Origin of the sequence: Zhengella mangrovi (assembly GCF_002727065.1) — a bacterium.
Lineage (GTDB): Bacteria > Pseudomonadota > Alphaproteobacteria > Rhizobiales > Rhizobiaceae > Zhengella > Zhengella mangrovi.
This window is the reverse complement of sequence record NZ_PDVP01000024.1, coordinates 23,267-37,529: the sequence shown is the minus strand read 5'-3', so window position 1 is coordinate 37,529 and position 14,263 is coordinate 23,267. Positions and strand designations below refer to the sequence as shown.

Annotated in this window: 15 protein-coding genes; 3 read left to right on the top strand and 12 right to left on the bottom strand. The window is 63.8% G+C overall.

Annotated elements, in window-relative coordinates:
- Window positions 1-951 precede the first annotated feature (951 nt).
- The 8 genes from CSC94_RS22830 to CSC94_RS22790 all read right to left on the bottom strand — a co-directional run bounded on the left by CSC94_RS22830 (window position 952) and on the right by CSC94_RS22790 (window position 7,252).
- Window positions 952-1,485, bottom strand: coding sequence for a c-type cytochrome (locus CSC94_RS22830; RefSeq protein ID WP_099308685.1), 534 nt, complete (start codon window positions 1,483-1,485; stop codon window positions 952-954).
- Window positions 1,482-1,769 (bottom strand): copper-binding protein, encoded by a 288-nt coding sequence (locus CSC94_RS22825; RefSeq protein ID WP_099308684.1) that lies wholly within the window; start codon window positions 1,767-1,769, stop codon window positions 1,482-1,484. Before CSC94_RS22825 ends, CSC94_RS22830 begins: the two co-directional genes overlap by 4 nt.
- Window positions 1,770-1,809: 40 nt before the next feature.
- On the bottom strand, window positions 1,810-3,195 hold the full coding sequence (locus CSC94_RS22820) for a multicopper oxidase family protein (RefSeq protein ID WP_099308683.1): 1,386 nt from the start codon (window positions 3,193-3,195) through the stop codon (window positions 1,810-1,812).
- A gap of 15 nt (window positions 3,196-3,210) precedes the next feature.
- Window positions 3,211-4,722: a TolC family protein gene (locus CSC94_RS22815; RefSeq protein ID WP_099308682.1), complete on the bottom strand. Its 1,512-nt coding sequence runs from the start codon at window positions 4,720-4,722 to the stop codon at window positions 3,211-3,213.
- A 302-nt stretch (window positions 4,723-5,024) separates the two neighbouring features.
- Complete coding sequence (locus tag CSC94_RS22810; protein ID WP_133123025.1) at window positions 5,025-5,501, bottom strand: hypothetical protein; 477 nt, start codon at window positions 5,499-5,501, stop codon at window positions 5,025-5,027.
- A gap of 51 nt (window positions 5,502-5,552) precedes the next feature.
- Window positions 5,553-6,044 carry a DUF411 domain-containing protein gene (locus tag CSC94_RS22805; protein ID WP_099308680.1) on the bottom strand — a complete coding sequence of 164 codons (492 nt, stop codon included), beginning with the start codon at window positions 6,042-6,044 and terminating at the stop codon, window positions 5,553-5,555.
- A 265-nt stretch (window positions 6,045-6,309) separates the two neighbouring features.
- The gene (locus CSC94_RS22795) at window positions 6,310-6,864 is read right to left on the bottom strand and encodes a L,D-transpeptidase (protein ID WP_099308678.1); all 555 of its coding nucleotides are present in this window, start codon (window positions 6,862-6,864) and stop codon (window positions 6,310-6,312) included.
- A gap of 52 nt (window positions 6,865-6,916) precedes the next feature.
- A complete protein-coding gene (locus CSC94_RS22790) occupies window positions 6,917-7,252 on the bottom strand; it encodes a hypothetical protein (protein ID WP_099308677.1) in 336 nt (111 codons plus the stop codon).
- A 401-nt stretch (window positions 7,253-7,653) separates the two neighbouring features.
- Between CSC94_RS22790 and CSC94_RS22785 the strand changes: the two genes are divergently transcribed.
- Window positions 7,654-9,165 (top strand): multicopper oxidase domain-containing protein, encoded by a 1,512-nt coding sequence (locus CSC94_RS22785; RefSeq protein WP_133123022.1) that lies wholly within the window; start codon window positions 7,654-7,656, stop codon window positions 9,163-9,165.
- A gap of 21 nt (window positions 9,166-9,186) precedes the next feature.
- On the opposite strand, the gene CSC94_RS22780 is transcribed toward CSC94_RS22785, so the two are convergent.
- From CSC94_RS22780 to CSC94_RS22770, 3 genes are all read right to left on the bottom strand, one after another.
- A complete protein-coding gene (locus CSC94_RS22780) occupies window positions 9,187-10,008 on the bottom strand; it encodes a DUF4396 domain-containing protein (protein WP_099308676.1) in 822 nt (273 codons plus the stop codon).
- A 72-nt stretch (window positions 10,009-10,080) separates the two neighbouring features.
- The gene (locus tag CSC94_RS22775) at window positions 10,081-10,296 is read right to left on the bottom strand and encodes a hypothetical protein (RefSeq protein WP_099308675.1); all 216 of its coding nucleotides are present in this window, start codon (window positions 10,294-10,296) and stop codon (window positions 10,081-10,083) included.
- A gap of 131 nt (window positions 10,297-10,427) precedes the next feature.
- Window positions 10,428-11,162: a DUF4396 domain-containing protein gene (locus tag CSC94_RS22770; protein ID WP_099308674.1), complete on the bottom strand. Its 735-nt coding sequence runs from the start codon at window positions 11,160-11,162 to the stop codon at window positions 10,428-10,430.
- 347 nt (window positions 11,163-11,509) lie between these two features.
- Between CSC94_RS22770 and CSC94_RS22765 the strand changes: the two genes are divergently transcribed.
- The gene (locus CSC94_RS22765; protein ID WP_245408465.1) at window positions 11,510-12,052 is read left to right on the top strand and encodes a phosphatase PAP2 family protein; all 543 of its coding nucleotides are present in this window, start codon (window positions 11,510-11,512) and stop codon (window positions 12,050-12,052) included.
- A gap of 102 nt (window positions 12,053-12,154) precedes the next feature.
- Window positions 12,155-12,694, top strand: coding sequence for a DUF305 domain-containing protein (locus tag CSC94_RS22760; protein ID WP_205853400.1), 540 nt, complete (start codon window positions 12,155-12,157; stop codon window positions 12,692-12,694).
- 222 nt (window positions 12,695-12,916) lie between these two features.
- On the opposite strand, the gene CSC94_RS22755 is transcribed toward CSC94_RS22760, so the two are convergent.
- On the bottom strand, window positions 12,917-13,753 hold the full coding sequence (locus CSC94_RS22755; RefSeq protein WP_099308672.1) for a protein NO VEIN domain-containing protein: 837 nt from the start codon (window positions 13,751-13,753) through the stop codon (window positions 12,917-12,919).
- Window positions 13,754-14,263 lie beyond the last annotated feature (510 nt).

Genomic DNA, 14,263 nt, shown 5'->3' with positions numbered 1-14,263 from the left:
GGCAAACCACCGGCCGTGGTCTATTGGCTGAGAAATGACGAAACCCAAACCGATCAGCAGGAGCAGAGAGTAGCTTAAATCACGCTAGAACCTGTCCAAGAGATGGGGAGTAGCTCAACAAGCCGAAGCGCCATATCCGAACGCACTCGCCCGAATAGCCCCCTCATAGCGCGCTCTTCGCCCATAATCCGCGGTAAATGACGGTTCCGGGGGTGTCCAAGTTGTGCGCGAGGTCGATGATTGGCGGTTCATCAGCGCCATGCTGCGTGCGTCTAAGATGGCTGCCGGTGGAAGAACTGCCCGGGCGACGAAGGCCCGGACGATGACATACAATCGCTTCAGCCGTTGGTCCCGACGCAGGTTGTGGATCGACATACCCGTCGATTACCGTGAAGGCGTATCGCTCCTCCCATGGCGGCAAAGGGGCAAAAGAGCAGGCGATCGGACATTCGCGCGTAGTCCAGATCGCGAAAATCCACCCCACGACCGATCTTCTGGGCCGCCCGGCCGTGTTGCGGTTGACACTCGGAAACGTCGAGAACGCCACCATTGCCGCGGACCTTCTCGACGCCCTTGGACCGTCCCGTCGTATTCTTGCCACAGGTCCCCGACGCCAACGCACGGCGCATGCGCCTGAAGGCCGACGTCGCTATAGCAGTCAACCTGGCCGGTCAAACCGGAAGACGGCCACCCGACACGATGAGACCTGCTACCGGGGACGATCGTGTATCAAGGCTGCATTCAGTATGTTGGAGGACTTCTGACGCCTTCCAACACGCTGCTACAAGCTCGCCCGCAACGTCCTTTCCGCCGTCGCGCTGGCAACCCACATCCGCATGATGAATCTGATTGAGTCTCGGATCTAATGCCTTTGTACGGGCAGTGACAGCCCTGACCGAACCGCGATCGCGCCATCCGGCCAGGGCCTGCATCGGGGGGGCGGTAGGCCCTTCAGTCCATTTTCTGGCGGAACCTTTCGTGGCAGGCCGAGCAGGTCTGCCCGATCATCATGAAGACGCCGTCGGCGGGCATGGCGGCCAGCATGGCCGGATCGAGGGTGGCGCCATGGTTCATGGCATGGCCGCCCATATCCTTTATCAGGCCGTTGTCCGCCGCTTCCGCAAGGCCGTCCGCCAGCAATTCGAGCTGGTTCGCAATGCGCGTGAACTCATCCCATTCTGACCATATCTCGTCCTTTGCCTCGGATGGCATGCCGCCGGTGCCTTCCGGAAACCTGCCGGTCAGTGCGGCGCCGGCGTGCTGGCCGATGGTGCGGGCATGGGCGCGAACAGCCTCGGCGTCATAAGCGGCCTCGCCCTTCATCATGCCGCCAAGTGCCCTGGCCGCATCGCGCAGGACCACCATGGATTCCATGCGTTCCTTCACGATGCCCGTCGCCTTGCCGTGGCCGATGGCCCATGTCGACACGGTCAGCGCCGCGGCGAGCGACGCGCCGACCACCGTAAACCGGATGGCCCGCCTCATTGCCGGATCTCCGTCACGGTCAGCCTGCCGTTGACGCGGTCGGCCACGAACTCGATGTCCTGGCCTTCCTTGATGCCGTCCAGCATGGCGTCGCTGGCCATGCGGAAGACCATCGTCATGGCTGGCATGTCGAGGTTTTTCAGTTCCTCGTGGGCAATGGTCACCTTCCCGGTCTTCATGTCGACCTTGCGGACCGTGCCCCTGGTGTAGTCGGTGGCAAAGGCGGACGAGATGGATGCGAGGCCAAGCGCGAATGCGAGCGAGGCGGTAACGAGGTGGTTCATCGGTTCGGTCTCCGTTTCAGGTTGAAGGATCTGTCCGTGGTCAGTCATGGCTGCCGTGGCCGCCATGGCCCGTCGCTGCCGCCGGGACGGCGGGCGCGGCGGTAGCGGCCGTGTCCGCGCGGTTGAAGTCCGGCAGTTCGCCGGTCCATTCGTACGCCTGTGTCCCGGGCGGGTTGGTGTACCAGCCAGGGTCGCTGTAATCGCCGGAAGCGATCCCCTGCCGCACCTTCACGACCGAGAACATGCCGCCCATCTCGATCGGGCCATGGGGCCCCCAGCCGGTCATCATCGGCACGGTATTGTCGGGCAAGGGCATTTCCATTGCGCCCATTTCCGCCATGCCGTTCGAGCCCATGGGCATGTAATCGGGATGGAGCAAGCGGATCTTGCGGGCCACGTCCTTCTTCTCGACACCGATGAACGTCGGGATGTCGTGGCCCATGGCGTTCATGGTGTGGTGGGACTTGTGGCAGTGGATGGCCCAGTCGCCCTCGTGAACGGCATCGAACTCGTAGGCGCGCATCGCGCCCACCGGGATGTCGATGGTCACTTCCGGCCAGCGGGCCTCGGGACGCACCCACCCGCCGTCCGTGCAGGTCACCTCGAAATCGTAGCCGTGCATGTGGATCGGGTGGTTGGTCATCGTCAGGTTTCCGACGCGCACCCGAACGCGGTCCCCCCGGGAGACGACCAGCGGATCAATGTCGGGAAAGATCCGGCTGTTCCAGGTCCAGAGGTTGAAATCGGTCATGGTCATGACCTTCGGCACATAGGAGCCCGGCACGATGTCGAAAGCGTTCAACATGATGAGGAAATCCCGGTCGACGGGCATGAACGCCGGGTCCTTCGGGTGGACGATGAAGAAGCCCATCATGCCCATGGCCATCTGCACCATCTCGTCGGCATGCGGGTGGTACATGAAGGTGCCCGACTTGATCAGGTCGAACTCGTAGACGAAGGTCTTGCCCGGCGGAATGCCGGGATGGGAAAGGCCGCCGACACCATCCATGCCCGACGGCAGGATGAGTCCGTGCCAGTGGACCGTCGTGTGCTCGGGCAAGTGGTTGGTGACGAAGATGCGGACGCGGTCGCCCTCCACCGCCTCGATCGTCGGGCCGATGGACTGGCCGTTGTACCCCCATAAATAGGCGGTCATACCCTCAGCCAGTTCCCGCTCGACCGGCTCGGCGACGAGATGGAATTCCTTGACGCCGTTGTTCATGCGGAACGGCAGGGTCCACCCGTTGAGCGTGACGACGGGGTTGTAACCGGGACCGGTCGACGGCGCGACCGGTGCCTGTGTTGCCGCGCTTTCCATGACCGCGGCTTCCGGCAGGCCCATGTTGGCCGACCTCGACCAGGTGCTGCTGGAAACCAGGGCTGCACCGGTCGCGCCGGCTGTCAGGATCTGACGTCTGTTCATCATGGTCAGGGTCGCTCCTCAATGCTTTCCGGGGCTGTTTTCGCCGGCCGATGCTGCCGCCAGGGGGGCGGCCCCCCGGGTTCCGCCGCCGTAGACCGCCGCGGCGAGGTTGGCATCGGCAAGCCAGAACTGCTTCTTGGCATTGACCGCCAGCAGCAGGGTTCCGACCTTTGCCCTCGTGTCGGCGAGCAGTTCGAAGGTGTTGGTGATCATGCCGTTGTAGGTGAGCAGCGATTGCTCCTCGATCGTGGTGCGCAATGGCACGACGGCATTGCGGTAATGACGGGCAATGTCATGGGTGGCGCGATAGGCTGTATAGGCCGACCGCGCCTCGGACCGGATGTTCACCGCCTTCTCCGCGAGGAGGTTTGCCGCCTGCATGTAGGCCAGTTCCGCCTTGCGCATGCGCGCCTCGCCGCTGTCGAAAACGGGGATGACGAAATCCAGTTCGACCTGCGGCCTGACAACGGTCTTGCGGGTCCTGGTCTCCTCGATCCTGCCGCCCTTCAGCGCGTACTCGGTTTCGATTTCGCGCTCGATTTCGGCACCCGATACCAGTTCGAGGTCGGTGACATAGCGGGTGGCGCGGGTCAGCCCATGGCGCTTGGCCACGGCTTCGGCGTCCAGCTTCGCGATGCGCAGGTCGACCCGGTTGCGAAGCGCTTCGACCTCGATCCGGTCCTTTCGGGCAGGGGACCCCGGCATGGAGGGGAGCCTGTCGGGAACGAAATAGTCGACATCGCTTCCCCACAAGCCCATCAGCCGCGTCAGCTCTTCCTTGGCAAGCTGTGCGGCGAGGCGGGCTTCCGCCATCTGGCCGGTCAGTTCCGCGTAGAAGGCATGTTCGCGCGCCTGTCCGGCCTTCGGAAGCGCACCGCTTTCGCCCAGTTTCTGTGCCAACTCGGACGCGGCGTCAGCAGCAGCCTTTGCCTGGTTCAGGTAAGCGACGGTTTCGAAGGCGGACACCGCGTTGATCCATGCCCGCCGGGTTTCGATCGCCAGGCGGAGCGTGTCGTTGACAGCCGCCGCAGAGGCGCGGCGGAATTCCGTATCGGCGATATCGACGCGCCGCTCACGCGTGGCCAGGGCGAGGATGTTCTGGGCGATCATGGCCTCCACGGCCCGCAACAGGCCCAGTTCGGGCGTTCCGATACCGAGCAGGCCGATGGAAACCTTCGGATTCTCCAGCATTGTCTGCTGCCAGGCTTCCGCCGCGCTCATGCCTAGGGCCGCGTAGGATGCCTGAAGGCCGCGGTTGTTCAGCAAGGCGACCTGAACCGCCGTATCGTCGCTGATCGTCTTGCGGTGAACCAGCCCGTGGACACGGGCGGCCAGTTCGCTGGCCTGTTGCCGGTTCTGGATCCAGACGGTCTGCTTGCCGCGCGTTGCCGCCGCGGTTTCGGCCTTCACGACCGCGAAGCCGGCATCGGCAGCGGAATAGGTGGCGACCTGTTCGGCGCTCACGCAACCGGAAACGGAAAGGATGACCGCGGACAGGCCGGTCAGGCGCTTGATGACAGCCGGGGTCATGAGGCGCCTCCCCGGCGGGGAGCCTGGTCGTCGTTCAGCCTGCGCCAGGGGCCGGGCTCGACCGGGACGCGATGACTGTAGTCGCCAACGGGGTTCCGGTATTGAACGGACCGGATGCCGGCCGACGGGTCCGCCGGCGATGGTCGGGACGTCACTGACGGAAGGGGGCCGTCAGTCGAACAGGCGGCAAGCGCCAGCAACGGCGCCAGAACCGCAAGATATCGGGTTTTCATGCATGCTCACTGATCTGGGGCGGCGGAAAGCCGCCTGGTTGACGAACTGGTCAGGGACCGTTGCGTCGATCAGTGCTTGGGTGGGCGTTCCGGCAGCATGCCGGCCGTGCTGGCCAGGGCAAGATCGGCGAAGACGTGAAAGATGGCTGCGGGCCGGGCATGCGACCAAGACCAGAAGGCCATGTTCGCGTCCAGAAAACAGGGCGCGAGGCAGCAGCTTCCGCCCTGGGCGGTCTTGTGAGATTTCTGTCCCTTGTCATGGCAACCGGCGTGCTCGTGACCGTGCAGCGCTTCGCCGGCTTGCATTCCATGCCCGGTCAAGGCGGCGAGGGAAGGTTGATGGACGGCGCTTCTTTCCGATGATCCCGGATGGTGGGCGGCACTTGCCGCCAGAACGCCGCTCAACAGGAAGACCGCCGCGAACAGCAGCTCCAGAAAGCAGGCGAAGGGGTTGCGGCGACGCTCCATGAAAGATGAGTATGCGATGTCCCTTCGCGCCGCAACTGACGTCTTCGTGATGAACTCAACAATTTTCCTGCCCGGCATCGCTTGCGCCTGCCGGGCGGTCAGGACGGCCCGGCAGGCACGTGAAGCTGGCTACTCGGCGCCGGTTTCCATGAAGGTGGCCGGCGTTTCGCCGGCGCTGCCGGTGAACGAATAGACCGTGTAGCGGGCCTGCGGATCATAGCCCATGCCAAGCGAACCGCTTGGCATGCCCGGGACCGCGATGCCACGGACGTCGGGCATTTCGCTCATCAGCTTGCGAACGGCTTCGAGCGGGACATGGCCCTCCAGGACATATTTCCGGTCACCGCCGATGACCGCGGTGTGGCAGGCCTCGAGGTTTTCTCCGACGCCGGCCTGCTTCTTGACGGCCGAGAGATCTTCCATGTCGTGGATGTCCACCTTGTAGCCGGCTTCCTCCATTGCGTCGGTCCAGACCTTGCAGCAGCCGCACCAGGGAGTCTTGTAGACGGTGACTGTGGTGGCCTTCGCAGCAGGCGCCGCATGGCTGGTCGCTGTGGTGCCAGCCCCTGCAAGAAGCCCCAGCGCGAGAGCGACGGCGGGGATAAACATGTTTCTGGTCATCGGGATCTTTCCTGTTCGAGGGTGTTTGCGGAATGGGGGACTCCTTGCGCGTGCCTGCCCATGAACCGGTGAAGCGCGACGTGGCCCACGATGCACAGGAGCGCGGGGACGAGCAGCAATGCTGTTTCCATGGGAGGTGCGTCGCGGCTTCCCCAAAGGAAAAGCGCACCTCCGGCCAGCAGGGCCAGGCAGGAGAGCATCATGATGTGATGCCCTGTTCGAAGAGCGAAGCGGTGATCGGCCGCCTTGGCGGTGTCAGTGCTCATCACAGGACCACCACGCTCGCACCGACCGGGACACGCTCGTAGAGGTCCTCGACATGGGCATTGATCATCCGGATGCATCCGTTGGACACGGACCGGCCGATCGATGACGGTGCCGTCGTTCCGTGAATGCGGTAGTAGGTGTCGCGGCCGTCACGATAGAGGTAAAGCGCGCGCGACCCCAGCGGATTGCCGGGCCCGCCCGGAACGCCCTTGGCGTACCTAGCATATTTGCGCGGGTTGCGCCGGATCATGTTCGCGGTTGGCGTCCAGCTCGGCCATTTCGCCTTGCGTCCGACGATGGCCTCGCCACGGAAGGTCAGGCCGGCCCTGCCGACCCCGACGCCGTAGCGCCGCGCCTGGCCGCCGGGCAGTTGCAGGTACAGGAAGTGGTTGCGCGGATCGACAATCAGTGTGCCGGGTGAATGGCCATCGAAATCAACGATCTGCGGTTGGAACCTGTCGGCCAGTTTGAATTTGCGCTGATGGGCCAGTGCGGATCGGGGAACAAGGGCGGTTGCAACCGCGCCTAAAAGGAAGAGTCGTCTGGAGTTCATGTCTGCCTCTCTTGCCCTGTCATGAGGGTCCTGAAAATTGCGTTCGGGACGATCAGAGACGGATTGGAGGCCTGAAATGCTTGCGGACCGGCCTGGCCGGCAACGGCCCGTCGCGGCTGCGGGCGGCCGGCAGCGAATGGGCATGAAAGCGGATGTGGTTGGCGGCGGGAAGGTAGTGGCAGTCTTCGCCGCAGTAATGCTGACCGGCCGGCATCGCGGTGCCGGAGGCCAGGCAACAATCTGACGGCATCGACGCTGCCGCCAGCATCGGCGGCATGGTTTGCTCCACGGGACCAGGTGCCTGACCGGCCCGGGCAACCGGAAACGCCACCATGATCGTGAAGACCAGGAGCAGAAGTGCTTTGGCAATCCGGGTCATCATGATCAATCGGATAACCCGGCGCGCCGATCGACGCCATGGCCACTGTCGCCCGATGGGCGGAAAAACCCGCATTCCGGGATCAAATGACGGTGATCGCTGTACATTGCCGCTCCGTTCGGTCCCCTCCGCCGGCGTGACTGCGCGCCGGAATCCGTTGGTTCGAGCTTATTCCTGCAGGTTCCATCCGCTGGAATGTCAATGGCGCAGCCGGCGATGGTACACACCGGCCGAGGCCTTGACCTTGCCCTAGCTGGAAGCACTAGCTCTACAATCGAAACAGTGTCCCGATGCACGGGAATGCGTCGTGTTCCCGGGTGCAGCGGACGCTGTCCCTGCCATGCCCGGCGGCCGGGTCCGTCCTTCCCGGAAACCGGCGCAACCAGGGCAAACGGGTTCGAGGTAGAAGCATGAAAACGATCAACAGAAGACGGCTCCTTGCCGGAGCAGGCGGACTCGCGGTGGTCGCGGCCGGCGGTTTTGCCTTCAGCCGGGGCAGGATCAGCACCGAAGCCCTGGCCGAGGGACGCGAGCGCCTGGCGATGCCGCCTCTCCTGGACACGACCGGAACGGGCCGGCTCGACCTGACCGCCATGGCGGGCGAAACCAGCTTCGGCGGGGGAGCACCGTCCTACACGTTCGGTTACAACCAGGCCTATCTCGGTCCGACCATCCGCATGCGCAACGGACCTTTGGCGGCGAGGGTGCAAAACGCGCTGGACTACCCCGTCACCGTTCACTGGCACGGCCTGATCGTGCCAGGCGAGCACGATGGCGGGCCGCATTCGCCGATCCGTCCGGGCGGTCTCTGGTCGCCGGACATGGAGATCGGCCAGCAGGCCGGTACACCGTTCTACCACACGCATGTCCATGGCCAGACGGCCGCCCAGGTCTATCGCGGTCTTGCCGGTGTCATTCATGTCGATGACGGGCGGGATGACGACCGCGGGCTGCCATCGGCCTATGGTGTCGACGACCTGACCCTGGTGCTGCAGGATCGCCGCTTCGACGAGCGCGGCCGGATGATCTACGGCGCATCGATGATGGACGTCATGCACGGATTTACCGGCGATACGATGCTGGTCAACGGCCAGGTCTACGGCGTTGCGTCGGTGCCCCGTTCGATCGTCCGCCTCCGGCTGGTCAACGGTTCCAATGCCCGCATCTACACGCTGTTTGCCAACGACGGCCGGCCGCTTCACCTGGCCGCGACGGATGGCGGCTACCTGTCCGAGCCGCTGGCGCTCGACACGCTGCGCCTGGGACCCGGCGAACGCGCCGAACTCCTGGTCGACTTCACCAGCGGCAAGCCGATGACGCTGATGAGCCAGGAAGATCCCAACCAGGGCCCTGGCGGGATGATGGGCCAGATCGGCGACATGATTGGCAGCCTCGTCTCGCGGTCATTCCCGGTTCTTCCGCTGATGGTGGACGAAACCATGCCGGCCCGTATCACGGCCCTGCCGCAACATCTGGCCGATCCGCTGCCCGACCTGTCCGGCCCCGTCGCGCGCACCCGCCGGTTCTCCCTCGACATGGGAATGGGCGGGATGATGGGACGCATGATGGGCGGTGGCGGCATGATGGGAGGGATGGCCATCAACGGCCGGTCCTTTGCCATGAACCGGATCGACCTGGAGGTGAAGCGCGGCACCGTCGAACGCTGGCGGGTTTCCAGCTCGATGCTGTCCCATCCGTTCCATGTTCACGGCGCGTCCTATCGCGTCGTCAGCGAGAACGGGGCCGCGCCGCGTCCCGAAAGCCGCGGCTGGAAGGATACGGTCGTCGTGCCGATGGGCGGCGAGACCGAACTGCTCGTCCGCTTTACCCAGCCTGCCGGTGCCGATGCGCCCTACATGTTCCACTGCCACATCCTGGAACATGAGGATGCCGGCATGATGGGCCAGTTCACGGTGGCATGAACGCGGATCTCCCGCCAGCCTCTACACGGTGTGCGCCAGGAGCATCGAGACGGCGACCGCCGCACCGAGCGCGGCGAGACTCAGGACGGCGACGATCCGGATGGCAGCCGGTGAAGGCTGCGGCATGGTTCGGTCACCAGCCCCGTTGGTGTGGTCCGCGTGCGGCGCGTGGGGACGGTCCGCTGGCCGGCCGGCCGGGCGGACCGTCATCATGCCGTGCTTCATGTGCCGGGCGACCATCCAGGCATTGACCGGGTAAGCGACGACAAACCCGGCGAGAAGCGCCATGCTCATCACGAACCAGAATTCCGGCGTGGCCGGCTCCAGCGGCGCACCGACGAGCATGGCGCCGATGGCGTGGGCGACGATCATGCCGCTCATGAGAAAGTTCATCGACAGGAATTCGGGCATGAATGTCGCGGCGAGGGACCTCGTGTAGGATCCGCCGCTCATCTGCTGCATGAAGAGCGCCTGAAAAATCGTCCAGCCGAAGCCGAAGCCAAGCACGTATTCGACCGCGATATCGGCGAGGTGACCGAGAGACAGGTAGGGTGCGACGACCGCGCCCGCGAGAATCCCGATTCCGTCACCGGCCACGCAATGCATGGTCGAGCCAAGCGCCTGGCGCCAGTGAATTGCCGTGTATTGCTCATGCAGGCCCGGCAGCGGCTCGCGGCATCCGAGCACATAGAGGAACGCGCCGATGGGGCCTGTGTAGGCCGTCAGCAAGATGAAGCCCCATTTCATGACGGTGGCTTCCGGCGTCGATCGTATGTCCACCGCCACGAACAGCACGGACATGGCGGTCAACAGGAACCAAAGCAGCATGATCCCGTCAAGCATGGCTCGACTCCCGTCGGCAGGGCTTTAAGTTCGAGCGGACGATACCCCTTGTGGTCATCGCCCGGCGCGATGTCACGAGCGCAGGTACTTGAGCAGCGCGGCAATCGCCAAGACAACAAGGACAAGGATCAGCAGCATTCCAAGGCCGCCGCCAAAACCCATGCCGTAACCAAATCCACCCATCATCGGGCCATCTCCCTTCACAGCTCGCGGCCAGCCGGCACGCATCCGCCGCGTCGCTTCATCCGGGCCATACCGGCCATCACGCGGATCGAGAATGGCCGCCATCGCCCGTGCCCGGCCGCTTGCCGGATCAGCCTCCTTCTTTCATGAGGCTTTCACCTGCTGGAAGGTCAATGGCAAGAAGCGGGGGCCATGGCGCCGAAACCCCGGTCATTCCCCGGGGGGGGCGACAGGCGCTACATGGCTTCCTTCACCCCATTCCGGATCAGCCACCAGTTGACGGGATAGGATGTGACGAAGCCGCAGAGCATGGCGATCTGCATCATGAACCAGAATTCGGGAGTTGGAACCTCGAGTTCCGCGCCAAGCACGCGCTTGAAAAGCCAGAAGTGTGCGACGGCCATGAACCCGTACATCCCGACCTGCCAGGCCGAGAGAGACAGGGTATCGGCCTTGACCGCCTGGACGAGGCCCTGGCGCATGGAAAGCTTGCGCATCGGCTTGATCGTGAAATACTGGAATGCAATGCCGATGGCGAAGGCGAAGATGAAGTCGAGAATCCATACGGCGAAAATCTTCTCGGCGAAGAGCGTTCTCCAGCCGAACCAGCCAGCCATCGCGGGCGCTGCGTAAGCCAGCGATTCCGCCAGGATGTCGCCGAGCGAGCAGCCGGCCCCGCAGTGGGAGGTTCCCTTGGCGACGATGGCCGGAAAGGGTGTCCGGGTCTTGTTCGGGGGTGTCCTGCCGGCATCCAGGGCCGGCTGCATGACGCTGTGCGCTGCCAGCTTTCCGTAGGTCCGGTAGCCCCATAGCGTGAGAAGCGAACCGAACAGCGCCACAAGCGGCCAGACGGCATTCATGATCCACATGTGCTGCGGATCCCGGATCTCGTCGATGACGATGATCGCTGCACAGACGATTCCCAGTCCAAGAGACAGGAGGGATAGCCAATGAAGCCAGTCAGGTATCATGTTCTTCTCCAGTATTGCTGCCAGACCCAGAAGCAAACGGGCCGGGGCAGGGCGGGTTCCCCGGACGGCCGGACGTTGCGCGGGATAGGATGAAGGCGGACGGCATTCCCTGCGACGAGAAGCGCTTTGCCAAGCCGCGACCGGAGGCGTAGAAGGCGTCACATGACGAGGAAGCCCATCCCTTGAAAGCGAGTTGCATTGCCGGTCGGACCAGTAACGGTACCGGATGCCTGTTTGATCGTGGCATGACGAGTTTTCCGTAGACCATCGACCCGGACCCGCGCGGGTGGCGCCTTTCGGCAGGCCGCTGTCCCGTCCCTGACGTTCGACCTCCTGGAGACAGCGCCTTGGACAGGTTTGTCACCGTCACCCTGAATGCCCCCGCCGGCGCTCACCCGTTCATCGATGCCGTCATGATCGCGCTGACGCAGTTCGGCGTGCCGCTGATGGTCGCCTTCGTGGCCCTGCAATGGTGGGCGCCGGGCGAGCGGCCGCATGTCCGTCACGTGACGATTTCCGCCGGCCTGTCGTTTCTGCTTGGCCTCGGCATCAACCAGGTCGTCCTGCTGCTGGTCGACCGGGTCCGCCCCTATGACGCCGGCGTTTCGCACCTGATCATCGCGCCGAGCGCCGACCCGTCCTTTCCCTCCGATCATGCCACCGCTGTCGCCGCGATCGTCGCCGCGTTCTGCTGTACCGGCCTGGGCAGGCGCACAGCCATCCTCGCCCTCGGTGCCCTCCTTGTCATGTGGTCCCGGGTCTATGTCGGCACCCACTATGCCTCGGACGTGCTGGGCGGCATGGCGACCGGTTTTCTCGCTGCGGTCGCGGTGCGGCTGGTGTACCGGGAAGGCAGCCGGCTCGACCGGCTGGCGACCGGCATTTTCTGAACCCTTGTATGCGGCCGGTCACGAGGCGGTTTCGCCGGGCGGGAACCTTCCGGCCGGATTGTTCATTGTCATTTCTCTCCGTTTGCATCGAAGAGGAAACCTATGGCACATCGGGACGAGGCTCAGGCCGTCCGCAAGACAGGTAAAACAGGCAGGGGAAGCGGCTATGGACGGTTCCTGGCCATGATCGTGGTGTCCACGATCGTCATGTACGGCCTGATGTACCTGAACACCTACGCCTTCGATCACGTTTTTTTCTCGCAGACGCGCATGTGGATGGCCCTCTACATGGGCGGCGTCATGGCGATCATCATGCTCGCGTTCATGCTGGGGATGTATTCCAACTACAGGATCTACACCGCGATCTTCATCGGGGCCGTCATCGCCTTTGGCGCCGGCGTCTACCTGGTCCGGTCCCAGCGCACGGTGGGCGACATCGCCTGGATGAAGGCGATGATCCCGCACCATTCCATCGCCATCCTGACCAGCGAACGCGCCTCCATCTCGGACCCGCGGGTGCGCGCGCTTGCCGACGCGATCATCAAGGCGCAGCGCGGCGAGATCGAGGAAATGAAACGCTACATCGTCGATATCGAGGCCAACGGGGATGCCCCCGCGGGAGCCAGGCGACAACGCGATTGAGTTTCAAGTCACAGTTGGAGCGACGTGCACCCGCGAGGCATCAGTAGTCAGTCTTTACGACCTGTGCTTTCTGGCGGGGGAGACATGGCAGGAGCAGGCTAACCTAAAATCGGGGACATCTCAGGGGAGCAGGTCAGAAGCTCTCCGAAGTGGCAAATGACTTCTCAGTCTTTGCCAAGATGATCCGCGCGATTTGATGCGCGGTTTCGGGTGCAGCTTGTTTTAGTGAAAACTCGCCTGAAAGGAGGTCGCGGTCAGCAAGACATGCGCGTCCAGCGGCGGATGCAGCTCAAACGCTTTCGGCTCGCGCGCGAAGTTCCAAAGCCGGAACAGGGACCATTCCGAACGCCGCTCCTCGGCCACGGCCAGCTCGTTGCGGCTGATATGAAAAGGCGTGCGTTCCCAGCCATTCGTCGTCTTTACCTCGATCAGGCGCGGACGGCCATCCGGCGCGAAGCTGGCGATATCGTAGCCGGCACCATCGCCATCCTCCTCCGACACCCACCTGACCTTGCGCGCAAGATCGTCACGGCCCGCTGATTTCAGGGATGCCCGTTCGTGCGCCAGCACGCGTTCCTCACCGGCACGGCCGAGGGCGCGGTTTCGCTCGTCTCTCGCCGCGACATCGAATTTGCGGGCGATGTGCAGCATCTGCTCCAGCTCCTGCGGCGGCGGCTGGTTCGACAACGTGGGCGGCGGCCCGATCCAGATCGGGCGTGCCTCCGCGAGGCCAGTCGGCGCTCCGGTACCCGAATGGCGGCCGAGCCATGCCGGGTTCAGCGCCAGCCAGCGCGCCACGGCATCAACCAGCGTCATCTGGAAATTGAAGGCAGGCTTGTAGCCCGGGATCCAGTCCTCACCCAGTCCCTTCAGCGCGGCGCTGATGTTCTGGTGCTTGAACTCGACCGATCCCTCGGACCTTTCGTTCAACAGCGGCAGAAGCCCGCGCCGATGCTCGGCCTTGTTGTAGGGGCGACCAGAGACGTCGTCGTCCAGCATCGCGAAGTAATCCGCGACGATCAGGTCGTTCTCTTGATCTGTCCAAGGGCCGTTCGACATTGCGCCAGGCTAGGGGCGGAAACAGCGTTTGTCATCAGACACTTCGCGTAAAACTCCCAAGACATTCCAACGACTACGCCGCCCGTGTCGCGTCTCCGTCTGCTTTGAGACAAGCCGGAACCGGCGAAACACGGGCGCTGCGCGACCCCGTCAGTCCATCGAAATGTATGGGGATTTTGAACCCGTCTCTCTGAGAGCGGAGGGCGGGTGGAAAGAGACGGTGGGCGTTTGGAGGCCGATCTCGCGCGGTTGGCCAATCTCCGAAGGGCGGATGGTCCCTGCAAACCCCTTTGGCACATAAAGAAAAGGGCCCGCGAGGGACCTATTTTCGGGTTTGCAATATGCAAGTGGCGGAGGGAAGGGGACCGGCGTCGAACGTTCTCTGGCTCGATTTCGGTTCTCACCCGGGGCAGCCTGGGTTGGTCCGGATGCGCGGAGAAAATTCGTACAGCGATGGAAGAGCGATGCTTTCCACTCCTGCAAGTGCCTGTCCATGAGGATTTTGATCGT